General features: G+C 30.4%; 15 protein-coding genes. 2 read left to right on the top strand and 13 right to left on the bottom strand.

The window, feature by feature from the left end; genetic code table 11:
* Positions 1–27 precede the first annotated feature (27 nt).
* The 12 genes from accD to B3J31_RS07460 all read right to left on the bottom strand — a co-directional run bounded on the left by accD (position 28) and on the right by B3J31_RS07460 (position 10,040).
* The gene (gene accD, locus B3J31_RS07405) at positions 28–894 is read right to left on the bottom strand and encodes an acetyl-CoA carboxylase, carboxyltransferase subunit beta (RefSeq protein WP_346867558.1); all 867 of its coding nucleotides are present in this window, start codon (positions 892–894) and stop codon (positions 28–30) included.
* A 24-nt stretch (positions 895–918) separates the two neighbouring features.
* Positions 919–2,268 carry an acetyl-CoA carboxylase biotin carboxylase subunit gene (locus B3J31_RS07410; RefSeq protein ID WP_150844361.1) on the bottom strand — a complete coding sequence of 450 codons (1,350 nt, stop codon included), beginning with the start codon at positions 2,266–2,268 and terminating at the stop codon, positions 919–921.
* A 19-nt stretch (positions 2,269–2,287) separates the two neighbouring features.
* Complete coding sequence (gene fabZ, locus B3J31_RS07415; RefSeq protein ID WP_414632071.1) at positions 2,288–2,716, bottom strand: 3-hydroxyacyl-ACP dehydratase FabZ; 429 nt, start codon at positions 2,714–2,716, stop codon at positions 2,288–2,290.
* Positions 2,717–2,777: 61 nt separating this feature from the next.
* Positions 2,778–3,305 (bottom strand): acetyl-CoA carboxylase biotin carboxyl carrier protein, encoded by a 528-nt coding sequence (gene accB, locus B3J31_RS07420; protein ID WP_346867556.1) that lies wholly within the window; start codon positions 3,303–3,305, stop codon positions 2,778–2,780.
* A gap of 3 nt (positions 3,306–3,308) precedes the next feature.
* Positions 3,309–4,547 carry a beta-ketoacyl-ACP synthase II gene (fabF, locus tag B3J31_RS07425; protein WP_346867555.1) on the bottom strand — a complete coding sequence of 413 codons (1,239 nt, stop codon included), beginning with the start codon at positions 4,545–4,547 and terminating at the stop codon, positions 3,309–3,311.
* Positions 4,548–4,569: 22 nt separating this feature from the next.
* Positions 4,570–5,310 carry a 3-oxoacyl-[acyl-carrier-protein] reductase gene (gene fabG / locus B3J31_RS07430; protein WP_150844365.1) on the bottom strand — a complete coding sequence of 247 codons (741 nt, stop codon included), beginning with the start codon at positions 5,308–5,310 and terminating at the stop codon, positions 4,570–4,572.
* A gap of 14 nt (positions 5,311–5,324) precedes the next feature.
* Complete coding sequence (gene fabD / locus B3J31_RS07435; RefSeq protein WP_346867554.1) at positions 5,325–6,269, bottom strand: ACP S-malonyltransferase; 945 nt, start codon at positions 6,267–6,269, stop codon at positions 5,325–5,327.
* A gap of 15 nt (positions 6,270–6,284) precedes the next feature.
* Complete coding sequence (gene fabK / locus B3J31_RS07440) at positions 6,285–7,226, bottom strand: enoyl-[acyl-carrier-protein] reductase FabK (protein ID WP_150844367.1); 942 nt, start codon at positions 7,224–7,226, stop codon at positions 6,285–6,287.
* Positions 7,227–7,275: 49 nt separating this feature from the next.
* A complete protein-coding gene (gene acpP, locus B3J31_RS07445; protein ID WP_035134562.1) occupies positions 7,276–7,506 on the bottom strand; it encodes an acyl carrier protein in 231 nt (76 codons plus the stop codon).
* A 26-nt stretch (positions 7,507–7,532) separates the two neighbouring features.
* Entirely contained in the window at positions 7,533–8,510 is a 978-nt protein-coding gene (locus B3J31_RS07450; protein WP_150844368.1) for a beta-ketoacyl-ACP synthase 3, read from the bottom strand.
* A gap of 16 nt (positions 8,511–8,526) precedes the next feature.
* Positions 8,527–8,988: a MarR family winged helix-turn-helix transcriptional regulator gene (locus B3J31_RS07455; RefSeq protein ID WP_035134559.1), complete on the bottom strand. Its 462-nt coding sequence runs from the start codon at positions 8,986–8,988 to the stop codon at positions 8,527–8,529.
* A 179-nt stretch (positions 8,989–9,167) separates the two neighbouring features.
* Entirely contained in the window at positions 9,168–10,040 is an 873-nt protein-coding gene (locus B3J31_RS07460; RefSeq protein WP_346867552.1) for a M23 family metallopeptidase, read from the bottom strand.
* A 354-nt stretch (positions 10,041–10,394) separates the two neighbouring features.
* Between B3J31_RS07460 and B3J31_RS07465 the strand changes: the two genes are divergently transcribed.
* Both B3J31_RS07465 and B3J31_RS07470 read left to right on the top strand, forming a co-directional pair.
* Positions 10,395–11,390, top strand: a complete 996-nt coding sequence (locus tag B3J31_RS07465) for a DnaD domain protein (RefSeq protein WP_150844370.1) — start codon at positions 10,395–10,397, stop codon at positions 11,388–11,390.
* On the top strand, positions 11,383–12,372 hold the full coding sequence (locus tag B3J31_RS07470) for an ATP-binding protein (protein WP_150844371.1): 990 nt from the start codon (positions 11,383–11,385) through the stop codon (positions 12,370–12,372). The genes B3J31_RS07465 and B3J31_RS07470 overlap by 8 nt, the downstream gene beginning before the upstream one ends.
* Before the next feature lie 55 nt (positions 12,373–12,427).
* On the opposite strand, the gene B3J31_RS07475 is transcribed toward B3J31_RS07470, so the two are convergent.
* A complete protein-coding gene (locus tag B3J31_RS07475; RefSeq protein ID WP_346873845.1) occupies positions 12,428–13,696 on the bottom strand; it encodes a DNA polymerase IV in 1,269 nt (422 codons plus the stop codon).
* Between the last annotated feature and the right edge of the window lie 54 nt (positions 13,697–13,750).

Genomic DNA, 13,750 nt, shown 5'->3' on the forward strand with positions numbered 1-13,750 from the left:
CTTCCAACACCTCTATTCCTTGTATCTTCAATTCACATGTATTTTTATAATAGTACTAAGAGTACTCTTTATATCCTTTCTGTGTACAACCTTATCTACATAGCCCTTTTCCAAAAGAAATTCCGCTGTCTGAAAATTATCTGGTAGCTTTTGCTTTATTGTTTGCTCAATAACTCTTCGTCCTGCAAATCCAATAAGTGCATTAGGTTCAGCAAGTATTATATCTCCTATCATTGCAAAACTTGCTGTTACACCTCCGGTGGTTGGATCTGTTAGTACAGATATATATAGCAACCCCTTATCATTATGATAGGATAATGCTGCTGACGTTTTGGCCATTTGCATAAGAGAAAATATTCCTTCTTGCATTCTTGCTCCTCCAGAGCAAGTAAATATTACTATTGGGAGTTCCTCCTTTGTTGCTAATTCTATAGCTCGTGTAATCTTCTCTCCAACTACACTTCCCATACTTCCCATAAGAAAATTACTATCCATAACACATATAACTACAGTATTACCATCTATCTTTCCTATACCAGCTATAACAGCTTCCTTCATATTAGTAACTCTTTGTATCTTACTTACCTTCTCCGTGTATTGTGGAAAATCTAAAGGATTGTCTGAAATCATATCTGCAAATAATTCTTTAAATGTTCCTTCATCAATTGTTTGCTTAATTCTTTCTCTTGCTGTAAGTCTAAAATGTCCTCCACAAGAATAACACACTTTTAAATTATTTACTAAATCGCCTCTATATATGGTATTACCGCATTTAGGACATCTAATCCACATTCCATCAGGTACTTGTGGTCTCTTTTTTATCTCGCCCTCTTTATTGCTCGGTTTTACTTCAATATAAACATTTTTTTTAAATAATGACCTTAAATCTTTCATATAATTACCTCATTTAGATTTAAACTATTTAACTTTATTAAGATATGCTTCTAAGAACCCTGTATCAAAAGTTCCTTCTACAAAATTCTCATTAGTTAAAATATCAAGCTGAAGGTCTATGTTAGTACTAACTCCTTCTATTATGAATTCACTTAATGCTCTTTTCATTTTGCTTATAGCTTCTTCTCTATCTTTACCGTGAACTACAAGTTTACCAATCATTGAATCATAGCAGTGTGGAATTTTATATCCTTGATATACGGCAGAATCTAACCTAATCCCATTTCCACCAGGTACATATAAATTAGTTATTTCACCTGGACAAGGTCTAAAATTTTTATAAGGATCCTCCGCATTTATTCTACACTCAATAGAGTGACCTGTAATTTTTATATCTTCTTGTGAAAAACTTAACTTTTCTCCATAAGCTATCCTAATTTGTTCTTTTATTAAGTCAACTCCTGTTACCATTTCTGTTACAGGATGCTCTACCTGTATTCTAGTGTTCATCTCCATGAAATAGAACTTCTTATGCTTATCTACTAGGAATTCTATAGTTCCAGCATTTATATACCCTATAGATTTAGCTGCTTTAACTGCAGTCTCTCCCATTTTTTTTCTCATACTATCATCTATAAATACTGATGGTGCTTCTTCTAACACCTTTTGATTTTTTCTTTGTATAGAACATTCACGCTCGCCTAGATATACTATATTTCCATAATTATCTGCTATGAGTTGTATTTCTATATGCCTTGGTTTTTCTATAAACTTTTCTATATACATCGAATCATCGTTAAATGAAACTTTTGCTTCTCTCTTTGCTGCATTAAAATCACTTATAAGCTGATTCTCATTATTTACAATCCTAATTCCTTTTCCACCGCCTCCGCTAGAGGCCTTTATCATTACTGGATATCCTATTTCTTTAGCTATTACTATAGCTTCCTCTTCATTATTTATAATTCCCTTTGATCCTGGTACTACTGGTATATTAGCCTTTTCCATAAGTTCTCTGGCTTTTGACTTGTTTCCCATATTGTTTATATTTTCTGCTGTTGGACCTATAAATTTAATATTACACTCTTCACACATCTTGGCAAATCTACTATTTTCAGATAAAAATCCAAACCCTGGATGAATAGCCTCCGCACCTTTTAAAATAGTAGCATTTAATATATTATTTTCATTTAGATAACTATCCTTTGAGGCTGATGGTCCAATACAAACACACTCATCTGCCATTTGTGCATGCAAAGCTTCTCTATCACCTTCAGAATATACAGCTACAGTTTGTATTCCCATTTCTCTACAAGCCCTAATTATTCTAACTGCAATTTCTCCTCTATTAGCAATTAATATCTTTTTAAACATACGGCTACCTCTCTTACTTTTATACTCCTACTGCGAAGGTTAATTCACATTCACAAGCTACTACTCCATCAACTGTGGCAATTCCTTTACCAATACCCATTGGTCCTTTTATCTTTATAATTTCAACTTCTAGTTTTAACCTATCACCAGGTATAACTTTTCTCTTAAACCTAGCATTTTTTATCCCACCGAAGTAGGCTATCTTGCCTCTAAACTTTTCATCATAAAGTAATGCAATGGCACCAACTTGTGCAAGCGCTTCTACTATTATCACTCCAGGTAATACTGGTTCCTTAGGAAAATGACCTTGAAAAAAATATTCATTCATAGTTATATTTTTATATCCTACTGCTTTTTTCATTGGTTCTAAACCTTCTATTTGATCTACAAATAAAAATGGATATCTATGAGGTATTATTTCTTGTATTTCTTTTATATTGAGTTTTATTACATCACTTTCTATTACATCTAACATTATTTATACTACCTCCTTTATATAATCTATATTTCTAAAGTTTTATCGCCATTATAGGCTGACCAAATTCTACTACATCTCCATTATTAACAAATATTTTAGCCACCGTTCCTTCAACTTCACATTCAATTTCATTCATCAATTTCATAGCTTCAATTATGCACAGAATTGACTCCTTTGATACTGAATCTCCTATTTTTGTATAAGGTTCTCCATTTTCTGTAGGTGAAGAATAATATGTTCCTACCATAGGTGACTTAACTATAAAGCATTCTTCTAAATTACTCTCTTCAGTAGCTATTTCTTCAGTAATTATTTCTTCATGCTTTGTTGATATTACTGAAGTATTATCACTTACATTATTAGTATGACTAACAAACTCTGCCTCACATTTATCTGTCATTTTAGATTGATTTAATGCTCTAGCATCTTCATTATAAATAATTTTGCTAGAATCATTTTTGCTCATCCTTATTCTAAGTCCTGCTTCTTCTAGTTCTAATTCCTTAAGATCGGAATCATTTATTAATTTAATTAGCCTTTCAATTGCTTCATAATTCATAATTTATTCCTCCCATTTCTTAAATAAAAGTGTAGCATTATGACCACCAAATCCTAAAGAATTAGACAAAGCATATTTTAGTTCTGCTTTTCTTCCAATATTAGGAACATAATCTAAATCACAATCTTCATCCTTCTCTTCAAGACCAATAGTAGCTGGAATAAACCCTTCCTCTAAAGCTTTTATACATACAATTGATTCTATAGCACCTGATGCTCCCAATAAATGTCCTGTCATTGATTTTGTAGAACTAACTGGGATCTTATAGGCTTGCTCCTTAAATAAATTTTTAATAGCTATAGTTTCAAATTTATCATTATATGGAGTACTAGTTCCATGAGCATTAATATATGATATATCTTCTAAACTTACATTTCCTTCTTCTATGGCAAGTTGCATAGCTCTTGCTGCCCCTTCTCCATCAGCACTAGGCTGAGTGATATGATAGGCATCACAAGTAGCTCCATATCCAATAACTTCACCATATATTTTTGCACCTCTTGCCTTTGCATGCTGGAGCTCTTCTAAAATTAAAACTCCTGCTCCTTCGCCCATTACGAATCCACTTCTATTTTTATCAAAAGGAGTAGATGCTTTTTTAGGATCCTCACTCTTACTTAAAGCCGTTAATGCAGTAAATCCAGCAAGCCCTATTGATGTTATAGATGCCTCTGTCCCACCTGTAATCATTACTTCTGCTCTATTGGCCTTTATCATCTCAAAAGCTTCACCTATACTATTAGTTCCTGTAGCACAAGCTGTCACTACAGATAGGCATGGCCCTTTAGCACCATATTTTATAGCAACATTTCCTCCTGCCATATTCTCTATCATCATAGGAATTAAAAATGGTGATACCTTAGTTGTATCTCTTTCTAACATTCTTTTATATTCATGTTCTAATGTATCGAGTCCGCCAATTCCTGAACTAATTAAAACACCTAATCTATATTTATCAATACTATCTAAATCTAAATTTGAAGATTTTACTGCCTCTTCTGCTGCTGCCATAGCAAGTTGACAATATCTATCCATTCTCTTAGCTTCTTTTCTATCAATAACTTCTGTAGGGTCAAAATCTTTAACCTCTGCAGCTATTTTAACTTTAAACTTTTCTACATCCATAGATTTTATAAAATCTATGCCACATTTACCATTCTTAACTCCATCCCAAAAGCTGTTAATATCATTACCAATAGGAGTTAATGCTCCCATACCTGTAATTACCACTCTTCTATTCACTTTATAAGTCCTCCTTAAATAACTACATTACCATTCCGCCATCTACATTTATAACTTGACCTGTTATATAGTCTCCACCCTCTGATGCAAGAAAAATTACAGTCCTTGCTACATCTTCTACATTTCCAAATCTATTTAAAGGAATTAACCCTAACATACCATCCTTTACTTTTTCACTTAATACATCTGTCATATCACTTTTTATAAATCCTGGTGCTACAGCATTTACGGTTACTCCTCTAGCTCCTACTTCCTTAGCTATTGACTTAGTAAGACCTATCACACCGGCTTTAGATGCTGCATAGTTTGCCTGCCCTGCATTTCCTACAACTCCTACTACAGAAGAAATATTTATAATCTTTCCACTTCTCTGTTTAAGCATGTGAGACACTGCACTCTTACAAGTATTAAATACACCCTTAAGATTTATATCTATAACCTTATCAAAGTGCTCTTCTTTCATTCTCATAATTAATCCATCTTTTGTTATTCCTGCATTATTAATTAATATGTCTATAGTTCCAAAAACTTTTACCGTTTCATCTATTAATTTTTTTCCTTCTTCGAAACTACTTACATCTCCTTTTACTAAAATAGCATTTCCTCCAAGACTTTTTATTTCCTCGGCAACTTTTTCTGCCTCTGCATCACTACTAACATAATTTATAACCACATTAGCTCCTTTTTTACCAAACTCTATAGCTATAGCTCTTCCTATACCTCTACTTCCTCCAGTAACTACCACATTCTTTCCTTTAAACATATATATATCCTCTCCTATACATGAGCTTCTTGTAAATATTTCAATGTACTATAAATTGATTCTTTATCCTCAACATTTAATATTTTTACATCTTTACTTATCTTCTTTACAAAACCACTAAGGGCTTTTCCTGGTCCAACTTCTATAAAAGTATTAATTCCCATATCAATCATATTTTCTATGGTCTTTTGCCATTTCACAGAAGATTTAACTTGAGCTTCTAACAACTGTCTAAGTTCCATTACATTTTGTAAAACCTCTCCTGTAACATTAGGTATTACTTCTATATTGCTTTCATTAAAAGTTACCTCACTTAATACATCTCCTAATTTTTTAGATGCATTTTCCATTAATTCTGTATGAAATCCTCCACTTACTGGTAACTTAACAATTTTCTTAGCACCTTTAATTTTTAAACTTCTCATAGCTTCTTCTACTAAGAAATCCTCTCCTGAAATTACAATTTGAGAACTACAATTATAATTTGCTATACCTATTATTCCTTTATCACTAAGTTCATTACAGACTTCTTCTATAATTTCTATTTTCCCACCAATGATAGCCGCCATGGAGCCGTTAGTTTTATCACTATCTTCCTTCATGAATATTCCTCTTTCTCTTACTACTTTTAATCCTTCTTCAAAATTCATAATTCCACTTGAGATTAAAGCAGAATATTCTCCAAGGCTCAATCCTGCAACAACCTTAGGATTTATTCCATGAGATTTTAAAATTTCAAATAATGCTATTGAAAGAGTTACTATAGCTACTTGATTATTTTCAGTAGAGGTTAGTTCTTCTATTGGACCATTGAAGCATAACTCACTTATATCTTTATTTAAAATTTTGTTAGCTTTTTCAAATACTTTCTTAGCTTCTAAGAATTCTTCATGTATTTCCTTTCCCATACCTACGTACTGACTTCCTTGGCCTGGGAAAATAAATGCGATATTTTTCATAGTTACCTCTCAATTTTAAAATTTATTTATCATTGATTTTAGTAAAGTTTCAGTACCTTCTACAAAATCCTTGATTATTTCTTCACAACTTTCTTCCTTTTTTATTAAAGCTGCAATTTGACCCGCCATAATAGAACCATTATCTACATCACCGTCTATAACAGCCTTTTTAAGTCCACCAACCCCTAATTGTTCTAGCTCTTCAGCTGATGTACCTAACTTCTCAAGTCTTAAATATTCTCTAGATAATCTATTTCTAAGAACTCTTACAGGATGCCCAGTACTTCTACCTGTAACTACTGAATCTATATCCTTTGATTCTATTACCTTCTTTTTATAATTTTCATGAATAGTGCACTCATTAGCTGCAAGAAATCTAGTTCCTATTTGAAATCCATTAGCACCTAATGCTAATGCAGCCAACATTCCTCTAGAATCTCCTATACCACCAGCTGCTATAACAGGTATATTTACAGCATCTACAACCTGAGGAAGAAGTGCCATAGTTGTAAGTTCTCCTATGTGTCCACCAGCTTCACAACCTTCAGCAATTAGCATATCTGCTCCACTTCGCTCCATTCGTTTTGCAAGCCCTGTTGAAGCTACTACTGGAATAACCTTAATATTATGTTCTTTCCACATATTCATGTATTTACCTGGGTTTCCTGCACCTGTTGTAACAACCTTTACTCCTTCTTCACAAACAATCTTTGCAACCTCATCAGCATTATCACTAAGAAGCATTATGTTTACTCCAAAAGGTTTATCTGTAAGTTCTTTAGCTTTTCTTATTTCTAATCTAACATTTTCTGGAGAGTTATTTCCTGCCGCTATAATTCCAAGCCCTCCCGCATTTGATACGCTACTTGCTAATACGCTATCTGCAATCCAAGCCATAGCCCCTTGAATTATTGGGTATTGTATTCCTAAAGCTTCACATATATCTGATTTGAACATATATACCTCCTATGGTTAAGGTCAGATAGATAGCTATCTGACCTTTGTTTTAATTAACTTTGCTTTCGATATAGCTTGAAATATCTTGAACATTTTTTATGTTTTCTATATCCTCATTTGGAATTTCAATATCAAACTCTTCTTCTAAACTCATAACAATTTCAAATATTTCTAGAGAATCTATTCCTAAATCATCTGTAAAACTTGCTTGTATATTTAATTCCTCTACCTCTACACCTAGTTCTTTTGCTATAACTTTTTTTACTCTTTCTAATACCATTTTTTATTCCTCCTATATACTTTTAATTATTTATTCCATTTTAACAGTGCACTACCATAGGTTAGTCCACCACCAAATCCTATAATTACTATGTTACTTCCTTGTTTAATTTGACCATTTTTATTTGCTTCATCTAAAGCTATTGGAATACTTGCACTAGATGTATTCCCCTTTTTGTCTAAATTTATAATGAATCTAGATAAAGGTATATCAATTTTCTTACTAACACTTTCTATCATTCTTATATTAGCTTGATGTGGAAGTATAAAATCTATATCTTCCTTTTTTATATTGCTTTTTTCAATAATTCTATTAAATTCCTCTTCCATAACCTTAACAGCAAACTTATAAATATCTTTTCCATTCATCTGAATCTTATTATTATTATTTATAACTTCCTTGGTACATATATTCTCCATAGGAAGTATGTCACAAGTAAGGGATTCACCTTTAGATCCTACACTTTTACAGTTGATATAACTTATATACTCTTCAGAATCTTTTCCTATAACTACAGCTCCTGCTCCATCTCCAAATAATACACAAGTATTTCTATCTTCCCAATTGACGATTTTAGATAATACCTCTGCTCCAATTATTAAAGCCTTTGTAGCCCTACCTGTTTCTATATATCCCTTAGCTATATCTAGCGCAAATATAAACCCACTACATGCAGCATTTATATCAAAAGCCATAGCATTTACAGCACCTATTTCCTTTTGTACATTACATGCAACTGATGGAATTAAACTATCTGGTGAAACTGTAGCCACTAAAATTAAATCAATTTCTTTACCATCTACATTACTATCTTCTAAAGCCTTTAAAGCTGACTTTATTGCTAATTCTGAAGTATCTTCTCCAGTAGAAATTCTTCTTTCCGCAATTCCAGTTCTCTCTCTAATCCAGCTATCTGAAGTATCTACAATATTCTCTATATCTTTATTGTAAACTATATTAGATGGTGTATAAGAACCTGTTCCTAGTATTCTTGAACCAATCACATTTATTCTCCTTTACTTATTTTTTAAGATTGTATTTTGACTTAAAGAAGCTATTTACTTTCTCTAGAGATCTTATTAGTACTTCTTCCTCTTCATCTGTTAAGCCTTTTATAGTTTCACTAATCATGTCCTGATGAAATTTTTCATGAACTCTATATGCTAACTTTCCTTTTCTAGTAAGAGCTATCATTACAGATCTTCTATCTTCTTCTCCTCTTGTACGTTCTACATATCCTTTTTTCACGAGTTTCGTTATAGCTGTAGTTAAAGTGCCTACTGTAATATTTAAATCATTTGCTACTTCCGTCATAGTTCTTGGATGATACATTCCTATAGCTTCAATAGTATGTATCTCTGTAACCGATAAATCTTTAAGTACTCCTTCTTGTAGTGCAGTTTGTTCGATCTCTAAAATGTCATTAAATATAGTTACTAATAATTCATTTAATACGTATTTATTTGAATTTAAGGATTTCATTCTACTTTATTCCCCTTTTGTTTGACTTTCAAATAGTTTGATAATCAAAGTATATTACTAAAGAAAAATAAAGTCAATATATATTTTTCACTTTTATTTTTACAAATAATTTAACTTGTCACAATTTATTCATTTTTACCAAAAATAAAGTCTAGATAAATCTAGACTTTATTAAAAATTTAATATCCAATTATCCCTGTATATCCTAAAGGATCTATTGGAACTCCATCTACTCTTATCTCAAAATGTAGATGTGGACCTGTACTATCTCCAGTATTACCAACTTCTGCTATAACCTGCCCTCTTAGAACCTGTTCACCTTCAGACACATTTAATTTGCTACAATGCGCATATACAGTCTGCAAGTTATCACTATGGTCGATTATTACTACTTTACCATACCCATCTGCTATCCCTGAAAAGCTCACTGTTCCATCTAATGCAGCTTGAATTTCAGTACCTGTATTAGCAGCCAAATCAATTCCCTTATGATAATATCCTTCTCTCTTCTCACCAAAAGTAGAAGTTAGTATACCTTTTATAGGTGTTGTTATTGAATTGTGTAAAAAAACCTCTCTATTTATTTGGGTATTCCCCCTACTAAGAGGTGTAAAAGCAACTTGCGAATTATTAGCCTTTTGTATATATTTAACCTGATTTTCTTTTGTAACTGTAAAGTTAATTAAACTGTTATCATTTGTATTATTGTATACTATTATTTTATTAGAAATTTCACTTTCACTTAAAACATCTTCTTTATTACAAATTATTTTTTCATATACTATTTTATTATTAACAGCAATCTCTTTAACATTATCTATATTACATGTATCTATATAGATATCTCTTACTTTATTAAGAGCATTGTTACCTGTAGCTTCATCAGCAACTATGCCAATTTCTACACCATCTGATTTCATAACTACTGCCTTTATTTTTTCATTCGCTTTTACATTTTCTTTTGCTTCTACCGGATTCATGGTAATCATAGTTAAAATACATAAGAGTGATACACATACTATGACTAATTCTCGTAGTATATTTTTCATCATTGTATTACCTCCCTACTACAATGATAATATACCCCATTGAAAATATTTTAAACATAATGTACAAAACAACAGTCAATTTTATTATTAATAAAATATTAATTTTATATACTATTATCTATACATTTATTAATTATTAAATTTTACTTTTAATAGGTTTACTATATGATATACTAAGGTTATAATATAATTCTTAATTGAAACTTATTCTAAAAGGTTATAAAAATAGAGCAATAAGATATAACTTATATAACAAATAAATAATTTATTTACTTATATATAATTATAACCTTAGTTTTCAACAAGAGTTTAATGTAATGCTATTACATTACGATAACATGGAAAGGTTGAGATTCTATGAGTACTTTTATGTTTAAAACCAAAAATTTAAATTATACTCCCGTAAGCAATGTGTTTATAGATAACTTCATGGCAAAAGCGAGAGGCGAGTATATAAAAGTTTATTTACTTGGTCTTAAATATTGTGTTAGTGGAGAAATAGGTGTAAACTCAACTCTTATAGCTTCAGCTCTATCCTTATTAGAAACTGACGTAATAAATGCTTGGAATTATTGGAATGACGAAGGTGTTATAAGATTAGTTCCCATAGATAACATGGGAAATTATAATATAGAATTCTTAGAACTAACTAAGGCTCCCGATAACGGAAAATCTGTGAATTTATTAAAAGAACTAGATAATTCTATGGTTAAAGATATGTTGCAAGATATAGAAAGATTATTAGCACGTCCACTTTCGCCCAAAGAAATGACTACTTATCTCGGATGGCAAAACGACTTTAATTTTTCTCCTGAAATTATACTTTTACTTATAGAATATTGTGTTTCTAAAGGAAAATCTGACTATAGATATATTGAGAAAATAGCCGTATCTTGGAGTGATAACAATATAACTAGTATAGACGAAGCACAAGACTATATAAAAAAGCATGAGGATAAATGGATTAATATAAGAAAGATCTTAACTTATTTAGGTCTGAAAAATGGTGATGTTATGAAACCTCAAGAAGAGCTTTTGGAAAAATGGTTAAATGTATATAATTTTTCTTTAGAAATTATATATAAAGCTTGTGACATATGTTTTGAAAGACTGAGTAGAGCCGACTTTAAATATATTGATGGTATACTTAATAGTTGGTTTAAAGACAAAATTAAAACTCTTCAAGATATTGAGTTAAAAGATAAGAAAAAAATTAATTTTAAACCTATTGTTAATGAAGTTTCAAATACCAATACAAAAAAAGGTAAAGGTAAATTTCATAGTTACGATCAAAGGACCTATGATTTTGAAGATTTAGAAAGAAAACTTTTAGGATGGGATAATAATGACTAATAAATATCATTTAGAAATTATGAAACTTTATGATAAAATAAAGAAAAATCAAAAAAATGCTTTAGAATTAAGAAAATCAGAAGTAAAAAAACGTGTTCCCGAAATAGATGATATTGAAAATCATATTGGGAAGCTATGTATTAAGGTTTCCCTAGCAGCCTTTCAGGATGCACCTAATAGAGAACAACATTTAAAAGAATTAAGGGAAAATATAACTAACTTAAGAGTTAAAAAGACTGAGTTACTGGTATCAAACGGTTATCCTTTAGATTATCTAGATATTCATTATAATTGTAATAAATGTAATGATACTGGATTTATTGGATTACAAAAATGTAGTTGCTATAAACAAAAACTTAATAGTATTTATTATAGAAATAGTGATTTATTCATAGTTTCTGATGATCATAATTTTGCTAATTTTAATATGGACTTCTATAGTGATAAAAGAATTGGTCGTGAAAAATATAGTCCAAAGGAAAATATGAAAAGCATTGTAAATCAATGTTTTAGATATATAGCAAACTTTGAGTCAACATCAGAAAATCTTCTTTTTTATGGTAATCCAGGCACTGGAAAGACATTTTTATCTCACTGTATCGCAAAAGAATTAATAGATAATGGATATTTTATAGTGTATAAGACTTCTGAAGAATTGATTAAAAACTTAAAAGATATTAGATTTAATAACAATTCAATTCTAGAAGATCACCTAATTAATTGCGATTTGCTTATAATAGATGACTTAGGTACAGAAGTATCCTCAGAATTTGCTATATCTGAGTTATTTAACCTACTGAATACAAAGCTTCTAAGAAATAAAAAAATGTTAATATCTAGTAACTTTTCTTTAGATGAATTATTATCTATCTATTCAGAACGTATTACATCTAGACTTTTTGGTAATTTTTCTTTGTTTAAGTTTTATGGTGATGATATAAGACTTCAAAAAAATTTAAATAGTAAAGCATCTTCTAAATAATTTCATTTGATTGAAGGCATCCTAACTTATACTTATATTAAGTTAGGATGTTTTTTTATTTAGAAGAATCATAAAGACCTCCCATCATTAAAAAATCTTCTGCCTTTTCATCTTCTAAGCCCCTTTTATTATTTGAGCTTATAAAAGTAGATCTTATTATGGATGAATCTCCATACTTTTCTCTTATTTTATCTATGGTACTATCTAAGCTTCTTTGTTTATCTATTTTTTCATCATCAAATAAAGATTTTTGATATATACTATTATCACTCAACTTAGTTACTCTGACTCCTAATAATCTTATGGGTTCTCTACGCCACATCTCCTTAAATATTACTTTCACTAGTTTAAAAATTTCTTCAGTGGAATCTGTTGGAGTTAAAAACTTTTTCTGATGAGAATAAGTTGTAAATATATTCGACTTTATTGATACAGCTACAATACCACATAAAGATTTATTAGCTCTAAGTCTCTTAGCTACGCTTTCAGTAAGTGACAATAATACTTTTAAAGCTTCATCTATACTTAAAATATCCTTGCTTGTAGTAGTTGAATTTCCTATGCCTTTTACATCCACATAATTATCACAGTTAATGGGTGAATTATCTATTCCATTAGCATACTCATAAATTATATTTGCATAGCTCTTAAATATATTTCTTAAAATGCTCAAATTATAATTTGCTAAATCTCCAATTGTAAATATATTTAAATCTATAAGCTTTTTTTCTGCTGCTTTTCCAACCATAAATAAATCGCCTACTTTAAGTGGCCACATCTTTATTTTTATTTCTTCTTTAAATAATGTATGGATAGAATTCTTCTTAGAAAAATCACTAGCCATCTTAGCTAATAACTTATTATTTCCTATTCCTATATTTACTGTAAAACCTAAGTCTTCTTCTATTTTTCTTTTTATCTCCTTAGCCTTTTCCATGTAGTCATATTTAAAATGACTTGCTTCCATAAAAACTTCATCTATAGAATATCTTTCAATAAAATCAGAATATGGCTCTAACAATTTATACATATCATTACTAAACCTTGTATATAGTTTATGTTCTGGTGGATAAACTTTTAATTGAGGGTACTTTTTCAATGCGGCTACTATAGGTTCTCCAGTTATTATATTAAATTTCTTAGCTGGAATTGATTCTGCTAAAACTACTCCTCTTCTATCTTCTATACTTCCACCTATTATAGAAGGAATTTTTCTTATATCTATTTCACTTTCTCCGCATCTTAATAAATTTATAGCTGTCCATGATAGAAATGCAGAGTTAACATCTATGTGAAATATTATTCTCTCGGACTTATTCTCCACAAATATCACATCCTCAAAATTAACTTACATTCTTATTTTAACGAACAAATATTC

This window comes from Clostridium sp. UBA5988 (assembly GCF_002435615.1).
In the GTDB taxonomy this organism is placed as follows: Bacteria; Bacillota; Clostridia; order Clostridiales; family Clostridiaceae; genus Clostridium_J; species Clostridium_J sulfidigenes.

Coding starts and splice junctions, on each gene's coding strand:
- B3J31_RS07460 (WP_346867552.1), bottom strand. CDS start 10,040: ATGATGAAAAATATACTACGAGAATTAGTCATAGTATGTGTATCACTC.
- accB (WP_346867556.1), bottom strand. CDS start 3,305: ATGAATTATGAAGCAATTGAAAGGCTAATTAAATTAATAAATGATTCC.
- fabK (WP_150844367.1), bottom strand. CDS start 7,226: ATGTTCAAATCAGATATATGTGAAGCTTTAGGAATACAATACCCAATA.
- fabG (WP_150844365.1), bottom strand. CDS start 5,310: ATGTTTAAAGGAAAGAATGTGGTAGTTACTGGAGGAAGTAGAGGTATA.
- B3J31_RS07465 (WP_150844370.1), top strand. CDS start 10,395: ATGAGTACTTTTATGTTTAAAACCAAAAATTTAAATTATACTCCCGTA.
- B3J31_RS07410 (WP_150844361.1), bottom strand. CDS start 2,268: ATGTTTAAAAAGATATTAATTGCTAATAGAGGAGAAATTGCAGTTAGA.
- acpP (WP_035134562.1), bottom strand. CDS start 7,506: ATGGTATTAGAAAGAGTAAAAAAAGTTATAGCAAAAGAACTAGGTGTA.
- accD (WP_346867558.1), bottom strand. CDS start 894: ATGAAAGATTTAAGGTCATTATTTAAAAAAAATGTTTATATTGAAGTA.
- B3J31_RS07455 (WP_035134559.1), bottom strand. CDS start 8,988: ATGAAATCCTTAAATTCAAATAAATACGTATTAAATGAATTATTAGTA.
- fabD (WP_346867554.1), bottom strand. CDS start 6,269: ATGAAAAATATCGCATTTATTTTCCCAGGCCAAGGAAGTCAGTACGTA.
- B3J31_RS07470 (WP_150844371.1), top strand. CDS start 11,383: ATGACTAATAAATATCATTTAGAAATTATGAAACTTTATGATAAAATA.